The 25,248-nt window shown below is 58.2% G+C and carries 18 protein-coding genes; 2 read left to right on the top strand and 16 right to left on the bottom strand.

The window, feature by feature from the left end:
- The 8 genes from QMG93_RS18125 to gnd all read right to left on the bottom strand — a co-directional run.
- Positions 1–843, bottom strand: an 843-nt coding sequence (locus QMG93_RS18125) for an AAA family ATPase (protein WP_281938829.1), incomplete at its 3' end; no start/stop codon positions are given.
- Positions 844–881: 38 nt separating this feature from the next.
- A complete protein-coding gene (locus QMG93_RS18120; protein ID WP_281938827.1) occupies positions 882–2,060 on the bottom strand; it encodes an exonuclease SbcCD subunit D in 1,179 nt (392 codons plus the stop codon).
- A gap of 410 nt (positions 2,061–2,470) precedes the next feature.
- Positions 2,471–6,466 (bottom strand): helicase-exonuclease AddAB subunit AddA, encoded by a 3,996-nt coding sequence (addA, locus tag QMG93_RS18115; protein WP_281938825.1) that lies wholly within the window; start codon positions 6,464–6,466, stop codon positions 2,471–2,473.
- Positions 6,463–10,143 (bottom strand): helicase-exonuclease AddAB subunit AddB, encoded by a 3,681-nt coding sequence (gene addB / locus QMG93_RS18110; protein WP_281938824.1) that lies wholly within the window; start codon positions 10,141–10,143, stop codon positions 6,463–6,465. Before addB ends, addA begins: the two co-directional genes overlap by 4 nt.
- 249 nt (positions 10,144–10,392) lie before the next feature.
- Entirely contained in the window at positions 10,393–11,940 is a 1,548-nt protein-coding gene (gene gntK / locus QMG93_RS18105; RefSeq protein WP_281938822.1) for a gluconokinase, read from the bottom strand.
- A gap of 17 nt (positions 11,941–11,957) precedes the next feature.
- Entirely contained in the window at positions 11,958–13,319 is a 1,362-nt protein-coding gene (locus QMG93_RS18100) for a GntP family permease (RefSeq protein WP_281938820.1), read from the bottom strand.
- A 134-nt stretch (positions 13,320–13,453) separates the two neighbouring features.
- Positions 13,454–14,125: a GntR family transcriptional regulator gene (locus QMG93_RS18095; RefSeq protein WP_281938819.1), complete on the bottom strand. Its 672-nt coding sequence runs from the start codon at positions 14,123–14,125 to the stop codon at positions 13,454–13,456.
- Positions 14,126–14,236: 111 nt separating this feature from the next.
- Complete coding sequence (gene gnd / locus QMG93_RS18090) at positions 14,237–15,136, bottom strand: phosphogluconate dehydrogenase (NAD(+)-dependent, decarboxylating) (protein ID WP_281938845.1); 900 nt, start codon at positions 15,134–15,136, stop codon at positions 14,237–14,239.
- A gap of 239 nt (positions 15,137–15,375) precedes the next feature.
- On the opposite strand from gnd, the gene QMG93_RS18085 reads away from it, so the two are divergent.
- Complete coding sequence (locus QMG93_RS18085) at positions 15,376–16,215, top strand: hypothetical protein (RefSeq protein ID WP_281938817.1); 840 nt, start codon at positions 15,376–15,378, stop codon at positions 16,213–16,215.
- Between the two features lie 4 nt (positions 16,216–16,219).
- Here the strand turns inward: QMG93_RS18085 and QMG93_RS18080 are convergent, their stop codons facing one another.
- A complete protein-coding gene (locus QMG93_RS18080) occupies positions 16,220–17,341 on the bottom strand; it encodes a Gfo/Idh/MocA family protein (protein ID WP_281938815.1) in 1,122 nt (373 codons plus the stop codon).
- Between the two features lie 164 nt (positions 17,342–17,505).
- Here QMG93_RS18080 and QMG93_RS18075 point away from each other — a divergent pair, with 164 nt between their 5' ends.
- Positions 17,506–18,432 carry a helix-turn-helix domain-containing protein gene (locus tag QMG93_RS18075; protein ID WP_281938813.1) on the top strand — a complete coding sequence of 309 codons (927 nt, stop codon included), beginning with the start codon at positions 17,506–17,508 and terminating at the stop codon, positions 18,430–18,432.
- A 25-nt stretch (positions 18,433–18,457) separates the two neighbouring features.
- Here the strand turns inward: QMG93_RS18075 and QMG93_RS18070 are convergent, their stop codons facing one another.
- The 7 genes from QMG93_RS18070 to prmA all read right to left on the bottom strand — a co-directional run bounded on the left by QMG93_RS18070 (position 18,458) and on the right by prmA (position 25,201).
- Positions 18,458–19,051: a nitroreductase gene (locus QMG93_RS18070; RefSeq protein ID WP_281938812.1), complete on the bottom strand. Its 594-nt coding sequence runs from the start codon at positions 19,049–19,051 to the stop codon at positions 18,458–18,460.
- 149 nt (positions 19,052–19,200) lie between these two features.
- Positions 19,201–20,571, bottom strand: coding sequence for a class I SAM-dependent rRNA methyltransferase (locus QMG93_RS18065; RefSeq protein WP_281938809.1), 1,371 nt, complete (start codon positions 20,569–20,571; stop codon positions 19,201–19,203).
- Between the two features lie 67 nt (positions 20,572–20,638).
- Positions 20,639–21,070 carry an NUDIX hydrolase gene (locus tag QMG93_RS18060; protein WP_025851299.1) on the bottom strand — a complete coding sequence of 144 codons (432 nt, stop codon included), beginning with the start codon at positions 21,068–21,070 and terminating at the stop codon, positions 20,639–20,641.
- Between the two features lie 136 nt (positions 21,071–21,206).
- A complete protein-coding gene (gene mtaB, locus QMG93_RS18055; RefSeq protein ID WP_281938805.1) occupies positions 21,207–22,613 on the bottom strand; it encodes a tRNA (N(6)-L-threonylcarbamoyladenosine(37)-C(2))-methylthiotransferase MtaB in 1,407 nt (468 codons plus the stop codon).
- A complete protein-coding gene (locus tag QMG93_RS18050; RefSeq protein WP_281938803.1) occupies positions 22,614–23,390 on the bottom strand; it encodes a 16S rRNA (uracil(1498)-N(3))-methyltransferase in 777 nt (258 codons plus the stop codon).
- 133 nt (positions 23,391–23,523) lie between these two features.
- Entirely contained in the window at positions 23,524–24,210 is a 687-nt protein-coding gene (locus tag QMG93_RS18045) for a site-2 protease family protein (protein WP_281938802.1), read from the bottom strand.
- Between the two features lie 10 nt (positions 24,211–24,220).
- Entirely contained in the window at positions 24,221–25,201 is a 981-nt protein-coding gene (prmA, locus tag QMG93_RS18040; protein ID WP_281938800.1) for a 50S ribosomal protein L11 methyltransferase, read from the bottom strand.
- Between the last annotated feature and the right edge of the window lie 47 nt (positions 25,202–25,248).

Here is a 25,248-nt window from a genome sequence, read left to right as displayed (position 1 = left end):
GCGCGCCGCGAGCTGCGCCACGCGCGGCGCCTGCGCGACCAGCGCCGCCTGGCGCGCGGCCAGCGACGCGCGCTCGCGCTGCAGCTCGCGCACGGCGCGCAGCTCCGCGGCGCGGCGCTCGCAAGCGGCGAGCCGCTCGCGCAGCCCGCGGGCGGCTTCGCGCGCTTCCGCGAGCCGCTGCTCGGCCAGCGCCAGCGCCGCTTGCGAGGCGTCGCCGAGCCCCTGCTGCTCCGCCTGGAGCGCCCGGATCGCCACATCCGTTTCCTTGAAACGAGCGGCGGTTTTCGCGCTCAACCGGTCGCCATATGGCTCCAGATGAAACAAACGCTGAAGCATCGCGCGACGGTCTTTGCCCGTTAGCGTCAGAAACTCCGCGAATTTCCCTTGCGGCAGCACGACCGCCCGGGTAAAATCGGCCATCGACAAGCCGAGTATATCCTGAATCTGCTGATTGACCTCGCCCGCCTTGTCGGCCAGCACGACCGCTTCGTCGTCGCGGTATTGAATCAGCCGGCACAGGCTGCCCAGCACCGAGACGTCGCCGCCCCGCTTGAACTGGCGGTCTACGCGGTAGCGCTTGACACCGAGCGCATGCCCCAGCTCAAAGGTAAACGAGACGGACAGCGTCTGCTCCGCCTGGTTCATAATCGCCTGTGTGCCGCCCGGCGCCCGCTCCACCTTCCCGAACAAGGCCAGCGTCATCGCATCGAGCAGCGTCGACTTGCCGCTGCCCGTCGGCCCGAAGATGCCGAAGACGCCTGCGCCCGTTAGCGCGCTAAAATCGATGTCCTGCGCTTCCCGGTAGCTTTGCAGCCCCGCAATTTGCAAATGAATCGGCCGCATGAGCGAGCCCCCTTTACATCTACCTTATTAATATCCGGCTACACCGCCGGATCGTCTTCCTCCGTATGTAACAGCTCCAGAAACAACCGGATCAGCTCCGGCCCGGGCTGCGCCCCGCCGGTCTGCCGCTCGTAGAAGCGGCGGAACAGCTCGTCCATCGGCAGCTTCGTCGCCGACACGGCTTCCTGCAGCGACGCCTCCAGATCCGGGTACACCGGCCGGATATGAATAAACCCGTCCCGGGCAAGCCGCAGCCGGTGCAGCTGCTCCATCGACATCGTCTCCTGCAAGTGAACCTCCAAATCGATCCAAGCATTGGCATCCTTGCCTTCGTCCAGCCAGCGATGCACCTCCGCCAGCCCGCTTTTGGCTTTCCATTCCACAAGCGGACGCCCGCTGGACAGGAAGATTTCCTCCAGTTGGGGAGCCGCACCCGGCTTCAGATCAAGCACTGTAACCGATTTGGCCTGCCCAGCTTCCGAGAAGCTGTAGGCGAGCGGCGATCCGCTGTAGCGGATCGTCGTCTTCTCCGACTTCAAAAATTGCGGCCGGTGCAAATGCCCCAAGGCAACGTACTGCGCCCCGGCTTCCAGCGCCGACGTGTCGACCGTATAAGCGCCTCCGACTTGAATCGGCCGCTCCGATTCCGTTTCCTGCCCGCCGAGCACATACAGATGGCTCATGAGCAAATTGACCGTATCCTCGTGGTAATGCTTTGCCTGTTCCGCGACGATATGCCGCACCCGCTCGGAATAGACGGCCCGCAGCAGCGTCTCGTCGGCCCCCTCCGACAGCAGCTCGCGCAGCCGCGACTCAGACGGATACGGCAGCGCGAACAGCACCGCCCTTTCGCCCGTGCGCCGGATGTCCACCGTATGCACCCGCACTTCCGGTAGACCGACCAGCGTAACGCCAAGCTTGTGCGCGAGCGGGTCGGCGGCGGCCAGCCGGTCGGGGTGATCGTGGTTCCCGGCAATGACGTACACCGGCCGCTGTCCTTGATCCGACAGACGCGCCAGCGCATCGTAAAACAATTGCTCGGCTGCGGCCGGAGGATTCACCGAATCGTAAATGTCCCCTGCCAGCAGCACCAGATCGATCTGCTGCTCCTTCACGAGAAGGGCCAACTCGTCGACGAACGCTTCCTGCTCGGCAAGCCGGCTTCTTCCTTCCAGCGTCCGGCCGAAATGCCAATCTGCCGTATGCAAAATCCGCATAACTTTTTCCTTCCTTCCCTAATCGCGTCGCAATGGGGCAGCGTTGCTGAGAAAGTGGTCAATTGAGGTAATAGGGGTGTATGAATGGGTGGGGTATCTACTTCCGGTCGCTGCCCCACCCCGCAAAGTGAAGTTGAATCAGGGAAGCTTAGTCCGATTACTTTGCAGGGACCCCGGGTCAGCGGGAAACTTGATTGAAGCCGCTTAACAGCGGGTATTTCCCGCAGACAAAGGCGAACGCTATCGCTCCTCCAGTAGATACCCCACCCCCAGCCCCCGTATATTTCGCTATTTTTATAAATAACCACTTTCTCAACACTCTGTGCTTGGCTTAAGCCAAGCCTATGTCCTGCTCCGCTTCCATATTCGACACCCGCTCATACCGTGCTCTGCTTCCACTCGTACTTCATTCACAGCTGCACCACATGAGCGCCATCGAATAAAAAGATATATTTTCCGGTTACCGGCCGCTTCCAGATCGTCTCGACGGCTCTGGCGTACAAGTCAAGCTGCAGCCGGTATTTTTCCGCCGCCCGAAACGGAGAAGCCCCTTTTAACCGGTCCGTCTTGAAATCCACCAGCACGAAACCGTCGCCTTCGTCGATCAGACAGTCGATCACGCCCTGCAGCATCACGATCTCGTCCGACAACCCGCCCCGTTCCGGGCCATAGACGTCGCGCGCAGGCAGCCCGAAGCTGAACGGCGTTTCCCGGTGCACCCGCTTGGCGTGAAGTAAACGACTTCCCAGCTCGCTTTCAAAGAACGTCACGATCACCTCAGGGTCAACCAGACCGCGCTGCTCCTCCGTCAGCAGCTCCCGCTGTACCAGTGAGGCCAGCAGCTCGCGGACGTCGGATTCCGAAGGGAGCCGGTCCATCGGCATATGCTGCATCACGGTATGAAACACCGTTCCGCGCTCGGCCGCATTCGGCCCGCTTCGCTCCATAAACCGCGGTCTTCGGACGATCACTTTGTGAAAAGCTGCGCCGTCCGATCCCTGTCGGGACCTGTCCTCCGCAACAGGTTCTCCGGACTCCGTCCCAACCCCCGGCCACAATGCCGCAGACGGCTCGTCCGACAGCAGCTCAAGCAGCTTCCGGTGCTCCGAATGCCGCTTCAGCTCCGTAACAGACGTTTTGGACAGCACCAACGTCGCATCCTCCCGGGGATAGTTCCAGGACAAGCGCCGCCATACTTCGTGCTCCCACCGCTCCGTTTCGTCGACCGGCTCCAGCCGGACCACCGACTGCCAGCGGGTATCGGCAAAGCTCACCGCCGCCGCAGCCTGGGATATCCCGGCGAACAGCTCCGGCCTCAACAGGCGCACCTGCCATTCGGAGGGCTCGCCGTCCATGAACGACCAGAGCCGATAGTCCAAACCAGCTGCTTCCCGGAGCGGTGCCGCGTCGGGATGCCTGATCAGCGCCGGACCAATCCAATCCAAATAACAGCGCGCGCCCGCCAGCGCATCGTCCGGCAGCGTTAAACGGTCATGCAGGACAAACCGTCCCCACGCGTCCAGCTGCTTCTGCAAATTTTTGACCGACGCGATCAGGATAAGCTTCTCCCGCGCCCGGGTCAGCGCTACGTACAGCACGCGCATTTCTTCGGCCAACATTTCCATTTCGATTTTGCGCCGGATCGCCAGCCACGGCAAGGTCGGATAACTGACCCGCGTGTCCGTCTCCATCAGCTTCGGTCCGAACCCAAGCTCCTTGTGCAGCAAAAAGCTGTCCGTCAAATCCCGCCGATTGAACGCCTTAGCCATTCCGGCGACAAAGACGACGGGGAATTCCAAACCTTTACTTTTATGGATCGTCATGATGCGGACGACATCCTCCTGCTCGCCAAGCGCCCGCGCCGTTCCCAGGTCGCCGCCGCTGTCCTGCATCCGCTCGACAAATCGCAAAAACCGGAACAGCCCGCGAAACGACGTCTCCTCGTATTGCCGTGCCCGGCCGTAAAGCGCCCGCAAATTGGCCTGCCGCTGCGGACCGCCGGGCATGGCGCCGACAAAATCAAAATAGCCGGTTTTCCGGTAAATGTCCCAAATTAAATCGGCCAGCGAGCTTTGCTGCGATTCCAATCGCCACTGCCCGAGCCAATCGAGAAATGTCCGCAGCTTGCGCCGCGTTTCCGGGTTCCGGTGAAATTCGTCCCCCGTCCCATCGCTCTCACAGGCCTTGTCGGCTTCGTGTGCCGCGAACGTTTCGGCGGCCCCAGCTACTCCGCGGTTCGGTTCGGAATCCGCAGCTTCTCTCGGCGCGTAGGCCCTCACGGCGTCGAAGTACGCCCCGTACGGACGGCCTATGCGGATATGCGCCAATTCCTCGGCGTCGAGCCCCACGATGGGAGAACGCAGTACGGCGGCCAGCGGAATGTCCTGATACGGATTGTCGATCACTTTGAGCAGCGACAATACCATTTGCACTTCCACGGCTGTAAAATATCCGGTGCTCAGTTCCGCGTAGGCGGGAATGCCCTGCTGCCGCAGCTCCTCGATCATGACAGGCGCCCATTGCTGAGTCGCCCGCAGCAGCACGACGATGTCCCGGAACTGGGCGTCGCGCATGCCTTTGGCGGATTTGTCGTATACCTGCCGGCGCCTTACGCCGTCCATCCCCATCATCTCGCGGATTTGCCGCGCGATATACCGCGCTTCGAGCTGCACCGTCTCCAGCTCGCGCACCTCGGCTGCCGCATCGTCCGCGGGCTCCTCCGCCCCGGTGGCAAAGCCCTCCGGGGAATCCCCGCTACTCTCTCCCGGCGCCCCGGCGTCCTGCGGCGTCCGGTCGATCAGCACAAGCTCGGCCGCAAATGCGCCGCTTGCCTTTGGCGGCTCGGGATAACCCGCGCCGTAGACGAGTTCCGCCCGCTCGTCATAGTCGATTTCGCCAACGTCTCCGTGCATCAGCTGGCGGAAAATAAAATTCGTGCCGTCCACCACTTGACGGCGGCTGCGGAAGTTGCGCGCCAGATCGATACGCTGCCCCGGCTCGCCGCCATCGGTACGGTAGCTTTTGTACTTCTCCTGAAACAAGCCCGGCTCCGCCAAGCGAAACCGGTAGATGCTTTGTTTTACGTCCCCGACCATAAACCGGTTGCCCGGCGCGTCCTTGGCGATCAGTTGGACAATCGCTTCCTGCACGCGGTTCGTATCCTGATACTCGTCCAGCAGCACCTCGGCGAACTGCTCCCGGTATTCCAGCGCTGCGTCGGAAGGAACGGGATGCTCAGGCAGCGATTCATCGGCGCTGAGGATCTTCAGGCAAAAATGCTCCAAGTCCGCAAAATCGACGAGCCGTTTGCTCATTTTGGCCGTCCGGTACCGCTCGCCGAAATCGATTACCAGGCCAATTAGCGCCTCCATAAGCGGCCGCATCGTCCGCAGCTCCGCCTCGTACTGTTCCGGCGTCCGACCGAACAATTCTTCCTTTAGCTCGCTCAGCCTGTCTTTGACCTCGCCCCGCATGTCCTTCACTTGCTCCTGAAGCGCTTTGTCGAAGCCGTCCCCCCGGCAAGCCTTCAGCTTGCCGAAAGCGGCGCCCTGAAACGCATGATACAGCGGTTCCCACGAGCCTTCGACAGCCAACTCCAGCAGCTCGCCGACGACCGCGCCGTCATCTTGCAGATTGGTCAAATACGGCGCCGGTCCTCCGGGCTGCTCTGCGATCCGAACGGCTTCCCGAAGCCGCGACGCCATAGCCTGAAGCTCCAAGCGGACATACGCAAGCAAGCTCGCCAGCCACGGATTATCGCCGGAAGCGACGGGATGCTCGAACATGCGGACGCACTCGTTCAGCCAATGGTCCGGCCACGGGTGGCTCCGCGAATCGTCATACAGCCGCTGCACCAGCGAGAATAGCGCGTCGTCGTTTTTATCCCCGCTGAACGAATCCGCCAGCCGCCAGAACAAATCGCCTTCCCCGGCTTCGCCGTACCGCTCTTCCAGCAGTTCCTCCAGCAAATCCTGCCGCATCAGCGCGCTTTCCGTTTCGTTGGCGATTCTGAAGTTCGGATCGAGCCCGATCCGCTGGTAATGCCGTTGAATGACCTCCATACAAAAGGAGTGCAGCGTCGTAATCGACGCTTGCGGCATCAGCGCAAGCTGCTTGCGCAGGTGATCCGAGCCCGGATTGTCCACCAGCGCCTTCTCCAGCGCCTCGCTGATCCGGTGGCGCATTTCGGCGGCCGCCGCCTTGGTGAACGTCGCGACCAGCAGCCGGTCTACGTCGAGCGGCTCGCGCTCGTCCGAAATGCGGCGAATAATCCGCTCGACCAGCACGGCTGTTTTCCCGGAGCCCGCAGCGGCAGCGACGAGCGTGGAACGGCCGCGGACGGCGATGGCCTGCCATTGTTCGTCCGTCCATGTGCTGTTATCCGGCTTCGGCATCGTTTCCGTCATTGTTCGTTCCCTCCATTCTCGTTATCCGGCTCTTCCAGGACGTTCTCTTCCTGCGGCTCCGCTGTCCGGCTCTCTTCCGCAGACTGCCGTTTCGCAGCGGTGCGCGGCCGATAAGCCGCTCCTGCGGAGCGGGGAGCGGAAGCAGCCTTTTGCTCCATCACTTCCCATACCCGGTCTTTGCCGATCGGCGTAAGCTGCTTATACGCATTGCCGTCGAGCTGCGTGTCGAATTGGCATACGGAACGGTACGCGCACATCGTGCAGGCCGTCGCTTGGCCCATCCGGTAAGGCGCAATCTCGATGGTGCCGTCCGTCAGAGACGTCCCGATCTCGCGGATCGTCCGCTTGACGTACCGCCGAACGGTGTCCCACTGTTCTTCGGAGGCGACCGACGACGTTTTATAGAAGCTGCCGTCCGTCTTGAGCGCCACCGGCAGCAGGTCGGAATGCCCTCCGGCTTCCGCCAGCCCTCCGTCCATCAGCCGGACCGTATCCGCGTCGGCGCGGAGCAAGCCTCTCATTTTGAACCGCTTCTTCAGCTCGCTGTCGATCTCTTGGGCGGAAAGCCCGTTTCTTGCGTTCAACACCGGATTATGTACATGGAAGTACAAAACGCCCGCCGGCTGCGCTTCGCGGCCGAGCCAGATCGGCGCATGCGTCAGAATGACGTCCAAATACGTGAGCATTTGCAGCGACAAACCGTAATACACTTCGGTCATATTTAACGCCTTGGCGCTCGACTTGTAGTCGATCACCCGCAGCAGCGTTCCCTGCTCGGTATCCGCCCGGTCGATCCGGTCGATCCTTCCCCGCAGCTCCATGCGCACGCCGTTGTCCAAATCGTAAAGCAGCGGCGGAATCGGCTGTCCGCTCCCGAAGCCGACCTCCAGCCCGATCGGCCGGAACTGTCCCCGCCGGGCGTGCTCGCCCAGCATCAGCGCCGCCCGTCCAATCACCTGCTTGAGCTTGCGTGCAATATAGGAATACCGTTTGGAGCTGAGCAAAATTTCACCCTGCAGCTTCGGTGCAAGCGCGTCGACGACAAGCGCCGCCCGCTGCTCGCATTCCGCAGCCGACAAGCCGCCCCAGTCGAACCCGTCGCACTCCGCCTGCTCCGCAAACTTGGTCAATGCGGCGTGAAACAACTGCCCGATATCGGGCGCTTCCAAACGAAAGATTCGTCGTTCCTTCAGCCGCAGCCCGTGAGAGACGAACTGGGAGAACGGACACGCGACGAAGCGCTCCATCCGCGATACGCTCGTCTGGATGCTTTCCCCGTACAGTTCTCGGCTCGTTTCGGCAGTGAGTTCCTTCGCCCGGTTCGAATAAAGCAGCGCCTGCACCATCCGCGACAGCTTCAGGGCGTGTTCGGGCTGGCGGACGAACCAATTGTATACCGACCACCAGACGGCGTTCATCGGAGCCCCGTTCATCCACTGCTTCAACTGCACCATCAGTAAGGACAAGGCTTTGTCCGGGCGGGCGACGTACTCCATTTGTTCGCCGGCGTAGCCGTCCGGCGCCGGATCGTTCAACAGCAGCCGCTCCTGCAGCGACGGGAACATCCGCTTCACCTGCCGGATCACGTCCGAAGGCAGAAGCGACCTTCCTTCCTCGTCGGCCAACGGATAGCTTAGCCATAATCCGTGCGAAGGCGCGCAAAACGCGCAGTAGATCAAGAACGACTCGTCAAGCAGCCGCCTCCGGCTTCCTTCGGCGGTTTGCAGCCCGTTTCCGGCCAACTGTTCGCGCTCCGCTTCCGACAAGACGCCGCTTTCGGGCATTTTGGCGGGCATGACCCCCTCGCTTACGCCAAGCACGAACATGTGCTTGACTTGGCCGGAACGAGTCCGGTCCATGCTGCCGACCAGCACCTGATCGAGGGTGGGCGGGACATGGCCGAGCTTGATGCTTTCAAGCCCCGTGTCCACCAGCTCCGCGAACGTCTCCGCCGTCATCGTCTCGTCTCCCATCAGCTCGGCGAGTTGATCGAACATATCGACGACCCGCTCCCACACTTGGGCGTGCTCCCGCGCTTTCTCCGCTTGTCCGTGCGCGAGGGACGCCTGGCTCCATGCCTCCAGCCGCTCCGGCACCCGAAGCTGCTCCAGCAGGCCGTACAGCGCCTCCACCCGCTGAAGCACCGTCGCTTTCTTGCGCATACTCTCCTGCAGCGACCCGAGCGGTTCCACCACCAGCCTGCGGCAGGCGTTGAGCTTGCGCAGAAACGCCTCGTCCGCCTCGCTCGCCTGCATATCGTCCTGTTCGAGCGTGGTTCGGTACGAATACGTCCAATCCTTCATCCATTTGTATCCTTGAATGCCGAACGCCAGCACATAGTTTTCGAGCTGGTCCAACGCATGCCGGTCGATGATCAAACCGTCCTCCCGCTCTCTTTCCTCCCCGAACGGCAGGAAAAATCCGGTTTTGACCGCGCGGAAAACCGCTTCGTATTTCCAATAATGGTTGACCGTTTCGAGCGCAGAACGAATCAATTCGACGAGCGGGTGATGCACAACCGGCCGCTTATGATCCAAAAAGTGCGGGATGCCGTAGTCGGCAAACGTGCCCGAGATCAGCTCGCCATACGATTCCATGTTGCGGACCGACACGGCGATGTCGCGCCATCTAAGCCCTTCGTCGCGGACGAGCTTGACGACGTCCCGGGCCAGCGCCTCCACCTCCGCCCTGCGGCTGGCCGCCGCCGATATGTGCACGGCCGGTGGCCGGCTGTCCCCCGGCTCGGGCCGGAACGGCTTTTTCACCCGCTCCTCCCATTGCGCCTCCAAAAAGCCGAGCGACGGCGCCTCCCGGAACCTTGCCGGAGGCGAAGACGGCAGGATGATCGTGGCTTCGGTGTCCACCTCCAAGGCATCCAGCCGCTCCCGCAGCGTCTTCATCGTCCGGGCGGTCGGATGGAACAAGTCCAGCTCGTGCGGCTGCTCCCCGTCCGCGTACGGACGGTTCAGGCAGAGCGTCATCGTAACTCGCCCGGCGTACGAAGCAAGCTGCTCCAGGACGGCAAGCTCCTGAGGTGTGAACCCGTGAAACCCGTCGACCCATAGTTCTGCGCCCCGTAAATACGCCGATTCGCCGACCTGACGGGCCAGCAGTGTCAAATAATCCTCCCCATCCAGGTACAGCTTGGACAATTCCGTCTCGAATTCGCCGTACAGCAGCTGCAAATCGTGCAGCTTGTCCGGAAGCGTGCCGGAAGCATCGCCGCCGGAAGCAAAGCGCGACGAATAAAACTGCTCAAGCTGATCGGGGCTGATACAGTACCGTTTCAACTCCGAAAACAGTTCGTTCAATTTATCCAGAAAGCCCGTTTGTCCTGCCGACGCTTGAAAACGGCGCAGACGGTCTTTTTGTTTATGTAAAATGCGGTGAAGCAGCAGTTTTTTGCCTGTTTCATCGATCGGCAGGCGCGAGGTGCCACCCACTTCCTGCATGACGCGCCAAGCAAGGCGCCGGAAGCTGAGCACTTGAGCACGCAGTGTGCCTCCGAGCTCCGGGGAGGACACAAGCGCATATTCCGTCTGAAAGCTGGCCTGCTCCGGCACGAGCCAGATCAGCGGCGCACCGTCCGGCTGCTCCAGCAGCTTCTGTTTGATCGCGTTCAGGCAAAACGTCGTTTTGCCGCTGCCCGCTCTGCCGAGCACAAATTGAAAAGCCATAGTCGCTCCTCCAAATTTCGCTTCAATTCACGTAACTCTACTATTCTACCAAAATGTCGGACATTGCGGAAAAGACAGGTTTTGGTATAGTATAGCACAATCGAATACACCGGAACACCCGTTCCTCCCGGGCTTATCCTTTGGCTGCGGTATCGGCTCGGCAGAATAGGAAAAAACCAGGAAAAGAAACACGCTGCAGGACAGCGCGCTTTTCCCGGCTTTTTCCACGCGATCGAAGCTTGAAGCTTTCTAGAAACGTTCCCGCTTTTGTTGAAAACGGGCAATCGCCTCGTATTCCTCCTCCATGTTTCTCGCGATTTTAATGTAGATGGGCAGAAGCTCATGGTAGATTTCGGCATGCTCCGGTATCGGCTTATGCACATGCGTTGCCCCGACCATCCGGGAAACGATATGCAGCGAATCCGCTCTCCCCGTCGCGTATAAGCCAAGCACGACGGCTCCGAGACAAGAGCTTTCGAAGCTTTGGGGGACGACCACTTCCTGGTCGAAAATATCCGCCATGATCTGGCGCCAGAGAGAGGAGCGGGCAAAGCCGCCGGTAGCATGAATTTTTTTGGGCCGCCCCATCCGCTCCCCCATCGCCAGCAAGACGGTGTACAGATTAAAAATAACCCCTTCCAGCACGGCGCGAATCATATGCTCCTTGCGATGGTGCATCGTCAAGCCGAAAAAGGAGCCTCTTGCATTCGCATTCCATAAAGGAGCGCGCTCCCCGGTCATATACGGATGGAAAATCAAGCCGTCGGAGCCCGGACTGACCTTCTCTACAATTTTCGTTAACAGATCATAAGCGTCGATTCCAAGACGTTTGGCCGTTTCAACCTCCGATGCGGCGAACTCGTCCCTTGCCCACCGGAACAGCATGCCGCCATTATTGACTGCCCCGCCGATGACCCAATGCTTTTCCGTCAAGGCATAGCAGAAGATTCTCCCCTTCGGATCGGTTGCCGGCTGGTCAATCACGGTGCGGATCGCACCGCTGGTGCCGATGGTCGCCGCCACAATCCCGGGCTCGATTGCATTCATGCCAAGGTTGGAAAGCACGCCGTCGCTCGCGCCGACAATAAACGGGGTTGACCCGGCAAGTCCCGTCTCTTCCGCGAAAACGGCTTTCATGCCTTTCAGCGCATACGTCGTCGGGACAAGTCTGGACAATTGATTTCTCGATACCCCGGCAACGTCCAGCGCTTCCTCGTCCCAGTCCAGCTTCTGCAAATTCATTAGCCCGGTCGCCGAGGCGATCGAATAGTCGACCACATATTCGTCGAACAGCTTGGCAAATACATATTCCTTGATCGAGATGAATTTGCCGGCGTTTTGAAACAGCACCTGATGATCGTGGCGAAGCCACAGCAGCTTGGAAAGCGGCGACATCGGATGGATGGGCGTCCCCGTTCGCAAATAGATCTCATGCCCGTTCATGTCCCGCTTCAAGCGTTCCGCCCAGGCGGCGCTCCGGTTATCCCCCCAGGTGATGCAGCGCGTTAGCGGCTTGCCTTCGGCATCAACCACGATGACACTGTGCATGGCCGAGCTGAAGGAGACAAACAGGACTTGCTCCGGCCTCGCGGCGCTTTGCGCCATTACGCGCTTCAACGTTTGGATCACCGCGCGGAAGATGCGGTCCGGGTCCTGTTCGGCTATAGACGAAGTAGGCATATACAAAGGGTATTCCTCGTCCGCCTTGGTTACGACTTTCCCGTTTTCCTCGAATAAGACGGCTTTCGTGCTGGTCGTTCCGATATCAACGCCAATCATATAGGCAGGCTGGCTCAATGAAATCCCCCTCTTTCTTAAACCACGACGCTAAGGAGAAGAATGAAGATCAGTCCCACCACGGATAAAATCGTCTCCATCGCCGTCCATGATTTTAAAGTTTGCGATACGCTCATGTTAAAAAATTCCTTCACCATCCAAAAGCCCGCGTCATTCACGTGGGACAATACAAGCGATCCTGCGCCCGTAGCCAGCACGACAAGCTCCACATTCACGCCCGGATTCAGCACAAGGACGGGAGCGACAATGCCTGCGGCCGTCGTCATGGCAACCGTGGCCGACCCTGTCGCGACACGGATGAGAGTGGCGACAAGCCATGCGAAAAAGATAATGTTCACATGCGCCTGAGTGGCCATCGCGGCAATAGCGCCGCCTACTCCGCTGTTAATCAATACTTGTTTAAAGGCTCCGCCGGCCCCGATGATCAGAATGATCGTCGCGGTCGGGGCCAAGCACTCGCTGGCAAAGCGGGAAATATCCTCTTTCTTGAAGCCCCTCGCAAAGCCGAGCGAAAAGAAGGAGAAGACGACCGCGATAAGCAGGGCGATAATTTCATGGCCGATAAATGTGCTGAACCGGGTGAGGCCGCTCGTCGCCTTCGGGTCGATGATGGTCGCGATCGATCCGATCAACATAAGAAGGACGGGCAATAGAATCGTGAACAGCGTGATTCCGAACCCGGGAAGGCCGCGGTTATCCTTCGCCGCGAATTGCTCGGCCAGGTCGGCCGGCGGCTCTACGGCTAACCGTCTGCCGATAAATTTGCCGAACAGAGGGCCGGCAATAACGGCCGTCGGCAGCCCGACCAGAATGGAGTACAGAATCGTCTTCCCCAGATCGGCATTATAAGCGGCAATGGCAATCATCGGCGCTGGATGAGGCGGAACAAGCCCGTGCACGGTGGAAAGCCCGGCCAGCAGCGGAATGCCGATTTGCAAGAGCGACATTTTCGTCTTGCGCGCCACGATAAATACGATAGGAATCAACAGGATGACCCCAACCTCGAAAAACACGGGAATCCCCACAATAAATCCGACGACCATCATCGCCCAGTGCACCCGTTTTTCGCCGAACCGGTCGATCAGCGTGGTCGCGATCCGCTCGGCTCCTCCGGACTCGGCCATCATTTTGCCCAGCATCGTTCCGAGCCCGATGACGATCGCAATCGTTCCGAGCGTGCCGCCAAGCCCACCTGTAACCGCTTTAATGATGTCCTCAGGTTTCATACCGGCCAAAAAACCTAATAGCAGCGAAGAAATCAAAAGCGTCACAAAAGGATTCCATTTGAATCTGGCGATCAGAACGACAAGAAAAACAATGGCAAGTAACGCCCAAATGATCAAGGTCAAGTTGTGATCAAGACCAAAAATACTGTTCATAAGCAGCTCTCCTTATTATTCATGTGAGCATGGTTCGGTATCCAGAGTATGCCCAATTTATAGCACGGCAATGAATTTATACATGTATACTTGTCGACAAGTGTGGGCAGTGAAAAGCCGCATAGCAGCGCCCTTTAAGGAAACCTGCTATGAAGCGTTTTATGCGAGTCCGCAAAATATTGCTGAACGACGGATTGAATGACGGTGACGTCCTTCGATTCGAGCCCGGCGACAATCGACCGGTGCTTATCGATGACGGACCTCAGTTTGTCCTGGCCCTTGGAGAATACCTCCGCCGTCGTAAGGTACATGACGGTCAGTACGATTTGGCGGATGCTTTTCCACAAATGCAAGATCCTTGCATGCTTGGCCTCCACAACGATCGATTCGTGAAAGGAAAAGTCCAGATACGAAAATTCCTCGATATCACGATGCTTCATCGCCAATTCCATCTTGTCGATGTTCCGTTTCAAATTGTCGAGCAGCGCCTCATGATTTCCTTCGGCCAACCGCTGCTGCGCGAAGCTCTCGATCAAAAACCGGACGTCATACAGCTCTTCGACATCCTGTGAGCTCAGACCGTTCACGACGGCGCCCATTCTTTCCAGACAAATGAGCCCTTCGTTTGACAACGTTTTCAACGCTTCCCTGACCGGCGACCGGCTTGTTCCGAATTCCGCGGCCACCTTATTTTCCGATATGACTTCGCTCGGCTTAATGTTCCCGGCGATAATTTGCAATCTTAATTCGCAAGCCATACTTTCTCCCAAAGACAACCCTTGCAACCATGCAGCAGGATAACGCATGAACAACTCTCCCATACAGACCGTTTTCAATAACTGCGATAAGGTAACGTAAACAAGTATTTCTAGATTTTATCACATAGTTACGAAACGAATCCATCAGGAAAATCGGTCTTACGAATTTCTTACGACTTCATGACCGCCGAATTCATTGCGCAGAGCGGCCACCACCTTGCCGTGGAACGTATCGTCTTCCATAGAGCGGTATCGCATCAGCAGGGACAACGCGATGACAGGCGTGCTAATTTCCATATCGAGCGCCGTCTGAACTGTCCATTTTCCTTCTCCGGAGCTTTTCATGATTCCACGAATCCCGTCCAGCTTGGGATCTTTGGAAAACGCGTTTTGGGTCAGCTCCATCAGCCACCCTCGAATCACCGAACCGTTCGCCCACACCCGCGCAACTTCTTCGTAATTGAAATCGAATTGGCTTTTGGATAAAATTTCGAAGCCTTCTGCAATCGATTGCATCATGCCATACTCAATGCCGTTATGGACCATTTTGAGAAAATGCCCGCTGCCGTGGCCACCGGCATACAGATAGCCTTTGTCGACCGCGATGCCTTGAAACAGCGGCTCAATGGCTGCAAACGCGTCTTGGTCGCCGCCGATCATGAAGCAGCCGCCATGGGCCGCGCCCTCCGTGCCTCCCGATGTTCCCACGTCGAAAAAATGGATACCCCGCTCCTTCAGCTTATCGGCCCGGGCCACCGATTGCTTGTAGTGGGAGTTCCCGCCGTCAATCACGATATCTCCTTGCTCCAGCAGCGGACTAACTGTGTCGATCACCTGATCCACAATCGGACCGGCCGGAACCATAATCCAGACGATGCGGGGAGCTTCCAGCTTCTCAACCAGCTCGTTGACGGAAGCGGAAAGCTCTGCGCCGCGTTCTTGCAATTTCTTTCCCGGTTCGGGATTGACGTCGTACACCACTACCTCATGCTGCTGCTGAAGTAAATTTTGCACGAGGTTAAACCCCATTTTCCCCAGTCCGATCATCCCTAGCTTCATCATTATCACCTCGATAAATATTGTGTACTTGTATACAAGTATTCATGTGTTCAAAAATAATATACCTCTATCCCGTTTGTCTGTAAACTACGAATTGCTCTCCTCCTCTGCCGGGAGAGTGTCGGATTTCGGATCAGCTCCGTCTTGCGCCATAACAAATGCCTTGCCCCTAGAACGTATGTTTGGTAATATTGTGGGAAGATATAACAACGTAATGTTTGAAACGGAGGAGTTTTGATATGATGCCGCTTGCCGAACAAGACTGGAAGCGCGATGCGGCGGACGCCGCCTCCCGCGGCTCGGCTTCCGCCTTAACGGCCGCTCTGGGCCCGGTCCTCGGCACGCTGCCCGATAAACAGGCGCGCGCCGTCAAGCACCAAGCGCTGCAAGTGATCGAAGCCGCGCTGCCCGATCCGAAGCGACTCGTCCGCCTGGCTTCCGGACTTGCGCAATCCGGGGACGAAACGGCTCAGGAGCTTGCCGTCTTTCTATTATCCGGCCATTACACGGCCGCTCCCGACGAGACGGCCGAACAACTGCGCTTCTTGGCCGGAAGCCCGCACGCCACCGTCCGTCGCTGGACGGGCGAGGCCTGCGGAACGCTGCTGGTTAAGCAGTTTCACGCGTTTTATCCGCAGCTGGCCGCATGGTCCGCCTCGCCTCTGCCGCATGAGATCGCTGCCATCGCCCACTCCGTCCGGATCGCGGCCAAAACCCTCAACCCGGCATGGAGCCGGCCGCTGCTGGATTTGACCGAGCTGCTAATGTCGGGCGCCCCAGTCTCAGCCGGAAAAGCAAAAAGCCCGCTCACGCTCGGTGAGGGGCTTCTCGCTTCGTATCCGCAGGAAACGGCTGCTCGGCTGCTCGGCGTATGGATCGCCAGCGCTAAGGAGGCGGTCCGCATCCACGCGACGAATATGTATGCCTCAGCCGCAGCGGCTGAGCATTGGGACCTGCTCGCGCCCGGCTTCGCCAAGCTGGAGCAGGATGTGTCGCCGGCGGTGCGCAGAGCCGTCAATCGGGCCCGCAAGCAGCTGCTGAAACGGCTGCCTCCGGAACAATCCGGCGAAGCCCTTTAGTCCGCTATGTCCAGTCGACCGTCTGGAACGTGCCGGTGAGCGCCGACTCCCGCGCTTTCAGGCAAAGGAGCGCGCTAAGCAAACCGTCGTCGAGCGTGCTGATCGACTCCTCGGTGCCGCGGATCATATTGACGTAATTTTCCGCAATCGCCGCGTCGCCGCCAAAATGGTCTTCCGCCGCGTCGATCTCGTACGTTTCCACCCGCGGCGTGTGATGCATGAATACCTTGACTATGCCGGTCGTAAAGTCGAACTCAACCGTCCCCTTGTAGCCGAGGAACCGCGCGCCGCGGGAGCCTGCTTTTTGCCGGGCGAAAAAGTTTTGCGAGTACGACACATGCATCCCGGTCTCGTAGCGGATCAACGCGCTACCCGAGTCTTCGTTGCCCGTATCTTCGGCAAAGGCGCAGTAAGGCCATTCCTGCTCCATCGGCGTGCCGACCGTGCTCTCGGCGCACGTTTTGTTTTCACCGCATTCGACGCACCGAAGCCCCGCAGGCTTCGTGCCCTTGAAAATTTGCTTGGACGTCATCGCGCAGACGCTGACCGGACGAAGCCCGAGCACATGGTTAATATAGTCGAAATCGTGGGTTGCCTTTTGCAAAAAGAGGCCCCCCGTTTCGTTCTCGTCCCGGTACCAATTGTGAAAATAGACGCCGCCGTACGGAACGTTGTTGACCGCTTGGACATGCTCGACCGTCCCGATTTTGCCGGAATCGATAATTTCCTTCACCAGCTTCACGATCGATGTGACGCGCAGCGGGAAAGAGACGATGACCGGCGACGGACAGGTCTCGAAGCCGCGCTTCAAGCGCAGCGCATCCTCCATCGTCGTCGCGACCGGTTTTTCGAGATAAAGCGGTATTCCGCTCGGAAGCACCTTCAGGGCCATTTCCGTATGCAAGGAGCAGCGGGTGCCGATCAGAACGCCGTCCGGCTTCTCCTGCTCAAGCATCTCCTCGGGCGTCTCGAACAGCCGGATATCGCCCGAACCTTCCGTACCGCTCAGCGCCTTGTCCTTGCGGACGTCGACAACCGCCGTAACCTTGCATTCGGGGTTGGCCTGCCGCACATATTTCAACACCCCGCGTATTCTCGCTCCATAGCCAATGACAGCCAATCTCATGTCTGACTCCTCCTCCAAGCATTCCGTATGTAATGGGTTAGGTTCTCTCCCCCCATTATAGAAAGCCGGAGCGACCGTGGCTTTGTCTTCGAAGCCGCATTTTTTGCAAAATGAGCCCGTCCCGCATCAGCCGGTGACGCTTTTCAGAAGCCCGGAGCCAAGGTATGATGGAGGTAAGAACGAAGCAGGAGACGAAGGACCAGATGAGCTATCAACGAACGCGCTTAAAGCAAACGATTGTCATCGACAACATCATCACAATGTACTATTTCGAATTTGCCAAAAATTATGTTTTCCCGGGCGAGCAGCACGATTTCTGGGAATTGGTTTATGTCGACAAGGGCGAGGTGGAGGTGACAGCGGGCACGACACAGCATCGGCTTCGTCAGGGGATGGTCGTGTTTCATGAGCCCGACGAATTTCACAGCTTTTACGCCTGTGAAGGCACCGCTCCGAACATTATCGTCCTGACGTTCGACTGCCGGTCTGAAGCGATGAAACGGTTTGCGCGGCAAATTGTCCACTTGGAGGATACCGAGCGAAATCTTCTGGCGGAGCTCGTCAAGGAGGGAAAGCATGCGTTCGAATTCCCGTTTCGGTACCCGCTCAAGCGGCGACAGGACGCGCCTGCCGGAAGCGAGCAGCTGATCCAGCTGTATTTGCAGACGTTTCTGATCCGCCTTCTGCGCAGACTGGGACATGCGGAGATGAGCAAGCCGCTTTCGTTTACGGCAAGGGAAAAGGATAACGAAGCGTTGGCCCGAAGGGTCATTGGCTACTTGGAGGAGCATGTGGAAGGAAACGTATCGCTCGGAGAAATCAGCGAGGCGCTGCATGTGGCCAAAACCCGGCTGAAAGAACAATTCAAGCGCCAAACCGGGCTGTCCGTTATGTCTTATTACAATCAATTAAAGATCGGTCGGGCCAAATCGCTGATTCGGGAGAAGACGTACAACTTTTCCGAAATTGCCGCGATGCTCGGCTTCAGCGGGCCGCATTATTTTTCCAAAGCGTTCAAAAAATCGGCCGGCATGAGCCCTTCCGAATACGCTCGTTCCGTCAAAGCCCGGAGTCAGACGGATTCGGAATAGCCCCTGCGACGGCATGGGGAGCAAGTCACAGCTTGCTGTCGGCTTCGCCGGTCATCCATACCGTTTTGTCCGCAGCCGGACGGCGCTTGCCTTCGGATGGCGTCGTCTCCGGAATGCCGATGTACACCAGTCCTACAATGGCATCGGCTTCGCCGAGACCGAACGCCTGCTTCATCCGCGGATGATAGGCCGGCTCCCCGGTCCGCCAGATCGTCCCGAGTCCGAGCGCATGCGCCATCAGCAGCATATTTTGCACGGCGGCGTGCGCTGCGGCAAACTCCTCGATGCGGCTGACCCCTTTCGCCGTGGACGGAGATACGGCGACGGCGATCACCACCGGCGCACGGAACGCCTTGGCCGCCTGCTTCGCCCGCAGCTCCTCCAGCTCTTGCCCGGACATGCCTTCGGCTGCAATATCCGCATACGCGGCGGCCAACGCTTGCCGGCCGCCGCCGGTCATCACATAAAAGCGCCATGGCTCGGTCGCATGGTGGCTTGGCGCCCAGTTGCCCGCTTCCAGTAGCTGCTCGATCACTTCCCGTGCGATCGAATCGCTCTTGACGCGCCCTACGCTTCTCCGGCCGCGAATCGCCTCGGTTAACGACATGTTCGAATTCATCAAATCTGCACCTCCGAAATCATCTTATGAAGAAGCTACCGCAAGGATCATAATACAACGGCCTCACCGCCGTCAAATCTATCTACAAGGAATCAAAAAACCTTAGTGCGGCTGCGCACCGAACTAAGGCTTGTTCCTTGCTGATTCTGTTATCGTTTGCTTCGAACCTCAAAAATAGCGAACTTCAAATAGTTGCCTTCGTCTACCCCGAGAATACGGGGATGGTCCTTGCCGGCATTGCGGAATTCGATCAGACGCAGCGTTTTGCCCGCATCGTGGGCGGCCGCATGGATCGTTTCGAGGAACAGCTCCGGCTTCATATGGTAGGAGCAGCTCGCCGTCACCAAGTACCCGCCTTCGTTTACCAGCTTCATGCCGTGCAGGTTAATATCCTTGTAGCCGCGGCAAGCGCCTTCGACCGCGCTCCGCGATTTGGCGAAGGCCGGCGGGTCCAAAATGACCACGTCCCACGTTCTGCCTTTCGCGGCAAGTGGCAAGGATGTATCGACCTTTCGCTCGCCCGCTTTTCCCCGCTCCTGCCGAAGATCCAAGCCGCGAGCCTGCTCGCGCAAGTAATCGAATGCGTCGGCAACGACGAACTCTACCCGGTCGCCAAAGCCATTCAGTTCCACGTTCCGCTTGGCCGTTTCGATAGCATGCTCGGAAATGTCGAGGCACGTCACTTTTTTGGCGCCGAATTGGCACGCATGAAGCGTAAAGCTGCCGGTATGCGAGAAGCATTCCAGCACCGTCGCGCCGTCCCAATAAGGAAACGTCACTTCGCTGCCGTTCCGGTTGACCGGCACGCGCTTGACCGTCCCGTCGTCCAGCACCCGCTCTTGCAGCTCAATGCCGCCCCGTCGGCCCCAGCCCTTCATGAGCGGTTCCAAAGCGGCCCGGTTTTCCCTCTGGTCGAAAAAATAACCGGTCTTCTGCCCCTGTGCAATATCCACTTCCAGAACGATCCCGTTCTCGCGGATCGTGACATGCTGCGGGCATTCGCCGTATAGCACGCCGGTACGCTGCTCCAGGCCTTCGAGCTGCCGCACGGAGACGTCGCTGCGCTCGTAAATGCCGGCCGGCCGCATTACCTCGACCAACGCGGAGACGACCGCCTCGCGCACTTGCTCCATGCCGAGCGTCAAAATCTGTACCACCAGCACGTCCTCAAACTTGTCCACGATCAGTCCCGGCAGGAAATCCGACTCCCCGTAAACGAGCCGGTACGCCCCTGCGTTCGGCAAAAACCGTTCCCGGTGCTCCTTGCATTCTTGAATCCGGCGGACAAAGTAGGCGTGCGTCATTTCTTCCATCGGTTCGTAGGAAACAATCCGCACGGTTAATTGCGAAGCCGGATTATAATACCCGGTCGCCAAATATTGACCGGCGTGCGTATGTACGGATACGAGCCCTCCTGGCGGTGCTTCACCTTCCACGCGTTCGATTTCCGAACGGTACACCCATGGGTGGCCTTCTTCCAATCGTTTTTTTCTTTTTTTCTGCAATACGACAACAGCCATGGCCGAAGTCCTCCCAATGTTTAGTACGACGAGGTGCCGCTGAGCCCCCGTGTCAGGTCAAATCCGGTCATTGTCCGTTCACTTCGTAGCCCAGTGCATTCAGCGCCTTTTGCAAAACCGAATCGTTGTTTCCGTATCCAGAATGCGTTTGCTGATGCCATGCCTCCAGTGGATGAAGCCATTCGACGCCGCGAATTTCCTCGACCTGCGCCTGCAAGGTGCCTCCAGTCGCTTCCACCAGAAAATAGTGGACCTCTTTGTCGATGACCCCGCCGTTCATGGCGAATTGGTACGTGATCGTCTCCAGCGGACGCACGATGGTTCCCGTAATTCCCGTTTCTTCGAGAATTTCACGCAGCGCCGTTTGCTCTATCGTTTCCCCGGCTTCCATCTTGCCTTTCGGCAGCGTAATTTTGCCGTACCGGTCCTGGATCATTTGCACCTGCACGTCGTTTCCGATTTTGCGAAACACCACGCCACCTGCCGAAATTTCCTTCATCGACATCACCCTTTCCTATTGGAAATCGAAAGGACTTCACCCGGCGGACGCAAGCGGTCTTACCGGCGGCTTGAATCACGGATGCCGCAGGAAGACGCGCCTGCCTATCGTCGAATGAAATCCTTCGTTTTTCAGCTTATACGATCGCTTTAGCCGCTTGTCCCGGAATCGTCTCGGCCGAAGCTCCCGTGCCCGTCGCTCTGGACGGCAGGTGCACGGCTCCCGCTTCGGGGGCGCGGACAAGCTGGCCGCGGCACTCGTTGACTCCGGCTTCGGTGACCTTCACCCGGCATACTTGGCCGATCCAGTCCTCGCTGCCTTCGAACACGAGCTGCAGGTAATTGTCCGAATAGCCCATGAGCAGGCCGCTTCCCGGCTGACCCTTGTAGTCCCGCTCCGGAATGACCTCTAACACTTGGCCGACAAACGTCTCCGCGTAGCTGAGCTGCATCCTCTCAGACAAATCGATCAGCTCGTGCACACGGGCGTTTTTGATTTCCTCGTCAATCTGATCCTCCATCCGCGCAGCCGGCGTACCGGTCCGCTTGGAGTACGGGAAGACGTGCATTTCCGAAAATTTCATTTGTTCCATAAACTGGTAGCCGCGGTGGAACATCTCGTCCGTCTCCCCCGGGAAACCGACGATAACGTCCGTCGTAATCGCGACGCCCGGCATAATCCGGTGGATGTGCTCGATTTTGCGGGCAAATTGCTCCGTCGTATATTTCCGACGCATCCGCTTGAGCACTTCGTCGTCTCCAGCTTGCAGCGGAATGTGCAGATGACGGCACATTTTGTCCGAGGCTTGCAGCACCTCAAGCACTTCGTCCGTAATTTGGCTCGCCTCAATCGAGCTGATGCGAATCCGCTTCAGGCCGTCGACCTTGTCCAGATCCCACAGCAGCTTGGCGAGGCTGTAATCTTCCATATCCTCCCCGTAGCCGCCGGTATGAATCCCCGTCAGCACGATCTCCTGATAACCGGCGTCGACGAGCATGCGGGCTTGATTCAGCACGCTTTGCGGCTCGCGGCTGCGCATAAGGCCGCGTGACCACGGAATGATACAGAAGGTGCAGAAGTTGTTGCAGCCCTCCTGAATTTTCAGGAAAGCGCGCGTACGATCCGAAAAGTCCGGCACGTCCAGCTCTTCGAACGCGCGTGTTTTCATAATATTGCGCACCGCGTTGATCGGTTGACGCTCCTGCTCCAGCTGTTTCACGTAAGGCATGATTTTGTCCCGGTCCTGCGTTCCAATGACCAGATCGACGCCCGGAATCGCCATAATTTCGGCCGGCGACGTTTGCGCATAGCAGCCGGTCACCGCGACGATCGCTTCCGGGTTTCTGCGAATGGCGCGCCGAATCATCTGGCGGCTTTTTTTATCCCCCGTATTGGTCACCGTACAGGTATTGATGACATAGACATCGGCTGTCGATTCGAAATCAACCTGCTCGTAGCCTTCCTGTTTAAACAGCTGCCAGATCGCTTCCGTATCGTAGAAGTTGACTTTGCATCCAAGCGTATGAAAAGCGACGGTTGCCATTTATTGTTCTCCCCCCATCTCTCCGGATTCGTATAAAATGCAAGTAAGTCCGACCATCGCGGCCGTCTCCGTCCGTAGTATTCGTTTGCCCAAACCAACCGCCACGCAGCCGGCCGCCTCCGCCTCCGAGACTTCCCGCTCACTGAACCCGCCCTCGGGTCCTACGATAAGCATCAGCTTGACGCGGCTTCCGTCGCTTCGGTCGTTTCTCTTGGTTACCGCTTCCCGAATCGCCAGGCGCAGCTGCTGCGCATCCTGCTTCTCGTAGCAGATCCAGGAGGCATCCGCCTCCGAAGCCGTCCGCAGCAACTCCTTCCAGGAGAGTACGGATTCGACCACGGGAACGCGGTTGCGGTGGGCCTGCTCGGCCGCTTCTTTGGCAATTTTTTGCCAGCGTTCCAAGCGCTTGCCTTCCTTTTTGCCGTCCAATTGTACGACCGTACGCTCCGAAACGAACGGCAAAAAACGGACCGCGCCGATTTCCGTCCCTTTTTGGATGACAAGCTCCATCTTGTCCCCTTTGGGCAGGCTTTGAGCGATCCATACGTCAACCGCCGCTTCGTTCTCCATCGGCAGACGGTCCACAATATCCGCCGTCACCTGCCGGTCCTCCAAAGAACGAATGCGCACAAGCGCCTCCCGGCTTACGCCGTCGCTCACAATACACGTATCTCCCGGCTTCGCCCGCATCACGCGAATCAAATGATGCGCATCGTCCCCGGTTATCGTAACCACAGCATCCGTAAATTCGTCCGGATGAATGAAATATCGCTGCATTCCGTATCCTTCGCTTCCACAAAAATAGGTTGACCGCTTATACGAGACGTAGAAACGGTCATCCTTCATCATACACTTTTTTCGCTCCAAACGCTAGTTTCCGAAAAAAATTAACCAATATTACCGGAAACGATCACATCCGGATGCCTACCCCGAACATCAGCTTCGCAATGGAATCGAACGCTGCAAAAATGGGCCCCTGCAGGGCAAAGATCGGCCCCAGCGTAACGCGCTGGATTGGCGGGATAAAGAACATCAGCAAAATCGCGTAAAACAGCCACTGCTCGTAAGGCTTGATCTTCATCATGATGCGGCGCGGCAGCAAATCCTCCACAATGCGGTAGCCGTCCAGCGGAGGGAATGGAATCAGGTTGAGGATGAACAAGAAAATATTCATCAGGACCATCCGGGTGAAAAACAGCTGAATCGCCAGGCTTACCCCTTGCGACGTTCCGGTTAACGCGCCCATACGGATCAGCGCGTAGAACAGGATTAAGCTTACGAAAGCAAGCACCAAGTTGCTGAGCGGCCCGGCTAACGAGACGATAATGCCCATCAGCCGGGGCTTTTTGAAATGGCTGCGGTTGACCAGAACCGGCTTCGCCCATCCGATGCCGACGACCAGAAAAAAGATCATTCCCAGCAGATCGAGGTGCACGCGCGGATTCAGCGTGAGCCGCCCCATCGACCGCGGTGTCGGATCACCGAACCGGTCGGCAAAATAGGCGTGCGCGAATTCATGCACGGTAAAGCCGATCAACAGCACAAGGAAAACGAACGGCATTTCCTCCAGCGGGTAGGCGAAAAAATTCCAGCTCATGTCGGCTCACCTACGGCTTTCTGGCAACGAGCACAACCCAATCCTGCTCCTCGGTTTGCTCAATCAATTCGAAGCCGGCCGCGGTCAACGCTTCTTCCACCGCCTGCTGCTTGCTCTTGATAACGCCGGATACGATATAGCGTCCGCCCGACTCCAGCACCTCGTACACGTCCTGTACGAACAGCAGTATAATTTCGGCCAAAATGTTTGCCACAACGACCTGCGCGGGCAGCTTTACGCCGAGCGCTCCGCTTCCGGCTGCTTCCGCTTTGTGCTCATTCAGCACCTGCAGCAGGTCGCTCAGTTTCACGGTGATCTGCTGATCCAGCCCGTTCAGATGCACGTTCTCCGTCGCGCTGGATACGGCCACCGGATCGAGGTCAAGTGCCAGCACGTGCTTCGCGCCCAGCTTGGCGGCCGCAATGGCCAAAATGCCTGAGCCTGTGCCGACGTCGATCACGTCTTCGCCGCCTTTCACGAACCTTTCCAGAGTACGCAGGCAAAGCGACGTCGTCGCATGCGTGCCCGTGCCGAAGGCCATTCCGGGGTCCAGCTCCAGAATCAGCTCGTCCGCTTCCGGCGTATATTCTTCCCAAGTCGGTTTAATCGTCAGCCGGTCCGTCACGCGCAGCGGCTTGAAGTACTGCTTCCATGCGTTCGCCCAATCCTCGTCGTCCACGTCCTTCAATTCGTAGACGGGATTGCCGGTATCGATATCGTATTCCGCAAGCTGATCGACGGAACGCTTCAGTTCCTCCAGAATCGCTTCCATGTCGGTTCCTTCGGCAAAGTAGCCTTTAATGACGGCCCGGCCTTCCGGAATATCGTTCAGCGGTAGCTCATACCATTGTCCGAGCGACGTATCCCTCTTTTTGTTAAGCGTCCCGGACTCCTCGATCGACACCCCGCCAGCCCCAAACTCGTGTATAAAATTCGAAATCATCTCGATTGCTTCTTCTGTCGTATGTACCGTTAATTCATGCCAACGCACCGGGTATTCCCTCCCATATTTTGCTTTTGCAAGCACACGTAAGTCCT

This window comes from Paenibacillus tyrphae (assembly GCF_027925525.1).
Classification (GTDB): domain Bacteria; phylum Bacillota; class Bacilli; order Paenibacillales; family NBRC-103111; genus Paenibacillus_G; species Paenibacillus_G tyrfis_B.
Note: the sequence above shows the minus strand (reverse complement) of the source record. Positions and strands in the feature narration are given on the sequence as shown.

What these genes read in the sequence shown, in the direction of transcription:
- QMG93_RS18120 (WP_281938827.1), bottom strand. Translation starts at nt 2,060, where the DNA reads ATGCGGATTTTGCATACGGCAGATTGGCATTTCGGCCGGACGCTGGAA.
- addA (WP_281938825.1), bottom strand. Translation starts at nt 6,466, where the DNA reads ATGACGGAAACGATGCCGAAGCCGGATAACAGCACATGGACGGACGAA.
- addB (WP_281938824.1), bottom strand. Translation starts at nt 10,143, where the DNA reads ATGGCTTTTCAATTTGTGCTCGGCAGAGCGGGCAGCGGCAAAACGACG.
- QMG93_RS18100 (WP_281938820.1), bottom strand. Translation starts at nt 13,319, where the DNA reads ATGAACAGTATTTTTGGTCTTGATCACAACTTGACCTTGATCATTTGG.
- QMG93_RS18095 (WP_281938819.1), bottom strand. Translation starts at nt 14,125, where the DNA reads ATGCGTTATCCTGCTGCATGGTTGCAAGGGTTGTCTTTGGGAGAAAGT.
- gnd (WP_281938845.1), bottom strand. Translation starts at nt 15,136, where the DNA reads ATGAAGCTAGGGATGATCGGACTGGGGAAAATGGGGTTTAACCTCGTG.
- QMG93_RS18085 (WP_281938817.1), top strand. Translation starts at nt 15,376, where the DNA reads ATGATGCCGCTTGCCGAACAAGACTGGAAGCGCGATGCGGCGGACGCC.
- QMG93_RS18080 (WP_281938815.1), bottom strand. Translation starts at nt 17,341, where the DNA reads ATGAGATTGGCTGTCATTGGCTATGGAGCGAGAATACGCGGGGTGTTG.
- QMG93_RS18075 (WP_281938813.1), top strand. Translation starts at nt 17,506, where the DNA reads ATGATGGAGGTAAGAACGAAGCAGGAGACGAAGGACCAGATGAGCTAT.
- QMG93_RS18070 (WP_281938812.1), bottom strand. Translation starts at nt 19,051, where the DNA reads ATGAATTCGAACATGTCGTTAACCGAGGCGATTCGCGGCCGGAGAAGC.
- QMG93_RS18065 (WP_281938809.1), bottom strand. Translation starts at nt 20,571, where the DNA reads ATGGCTGTTGTCGTATTGCAGAAAAAAAGAAAAAAACGATTGGAAGAA.
- QMG93_RS18060 (WP_025851299.1), bottom strand. Translation starts at nt 21,070, where the DNA reads ATGAAGGAAATTTCGGCAGGTGGCGTGGTGTTTCGCAAAATCGGAAAC.
- mtaB (WP_281938805.1), bottom strand. Translation starts at nt 22,613, where the DNA reads ATGGCAACCGTCGCTTTTCATACGCTTGGATGCAAAGTCAACTTCTAC.
- QMG93_RS18050 (WP_281938803.1), bottom strand. Translation starts at nt 23,390, where the DNA reads ATGCAGCGATATTTCATTCATCCGGACGAATTTACGGATGCTGTGGTT.
- QMG93_RS18045 (WP_281938802.1), bottom strand. Translation starts at nt 24,210, where the DNA reads ATGAGCTGGAATTTTTTCGCCTACCCGCTGGAGGAAATGCCGTTCGTT.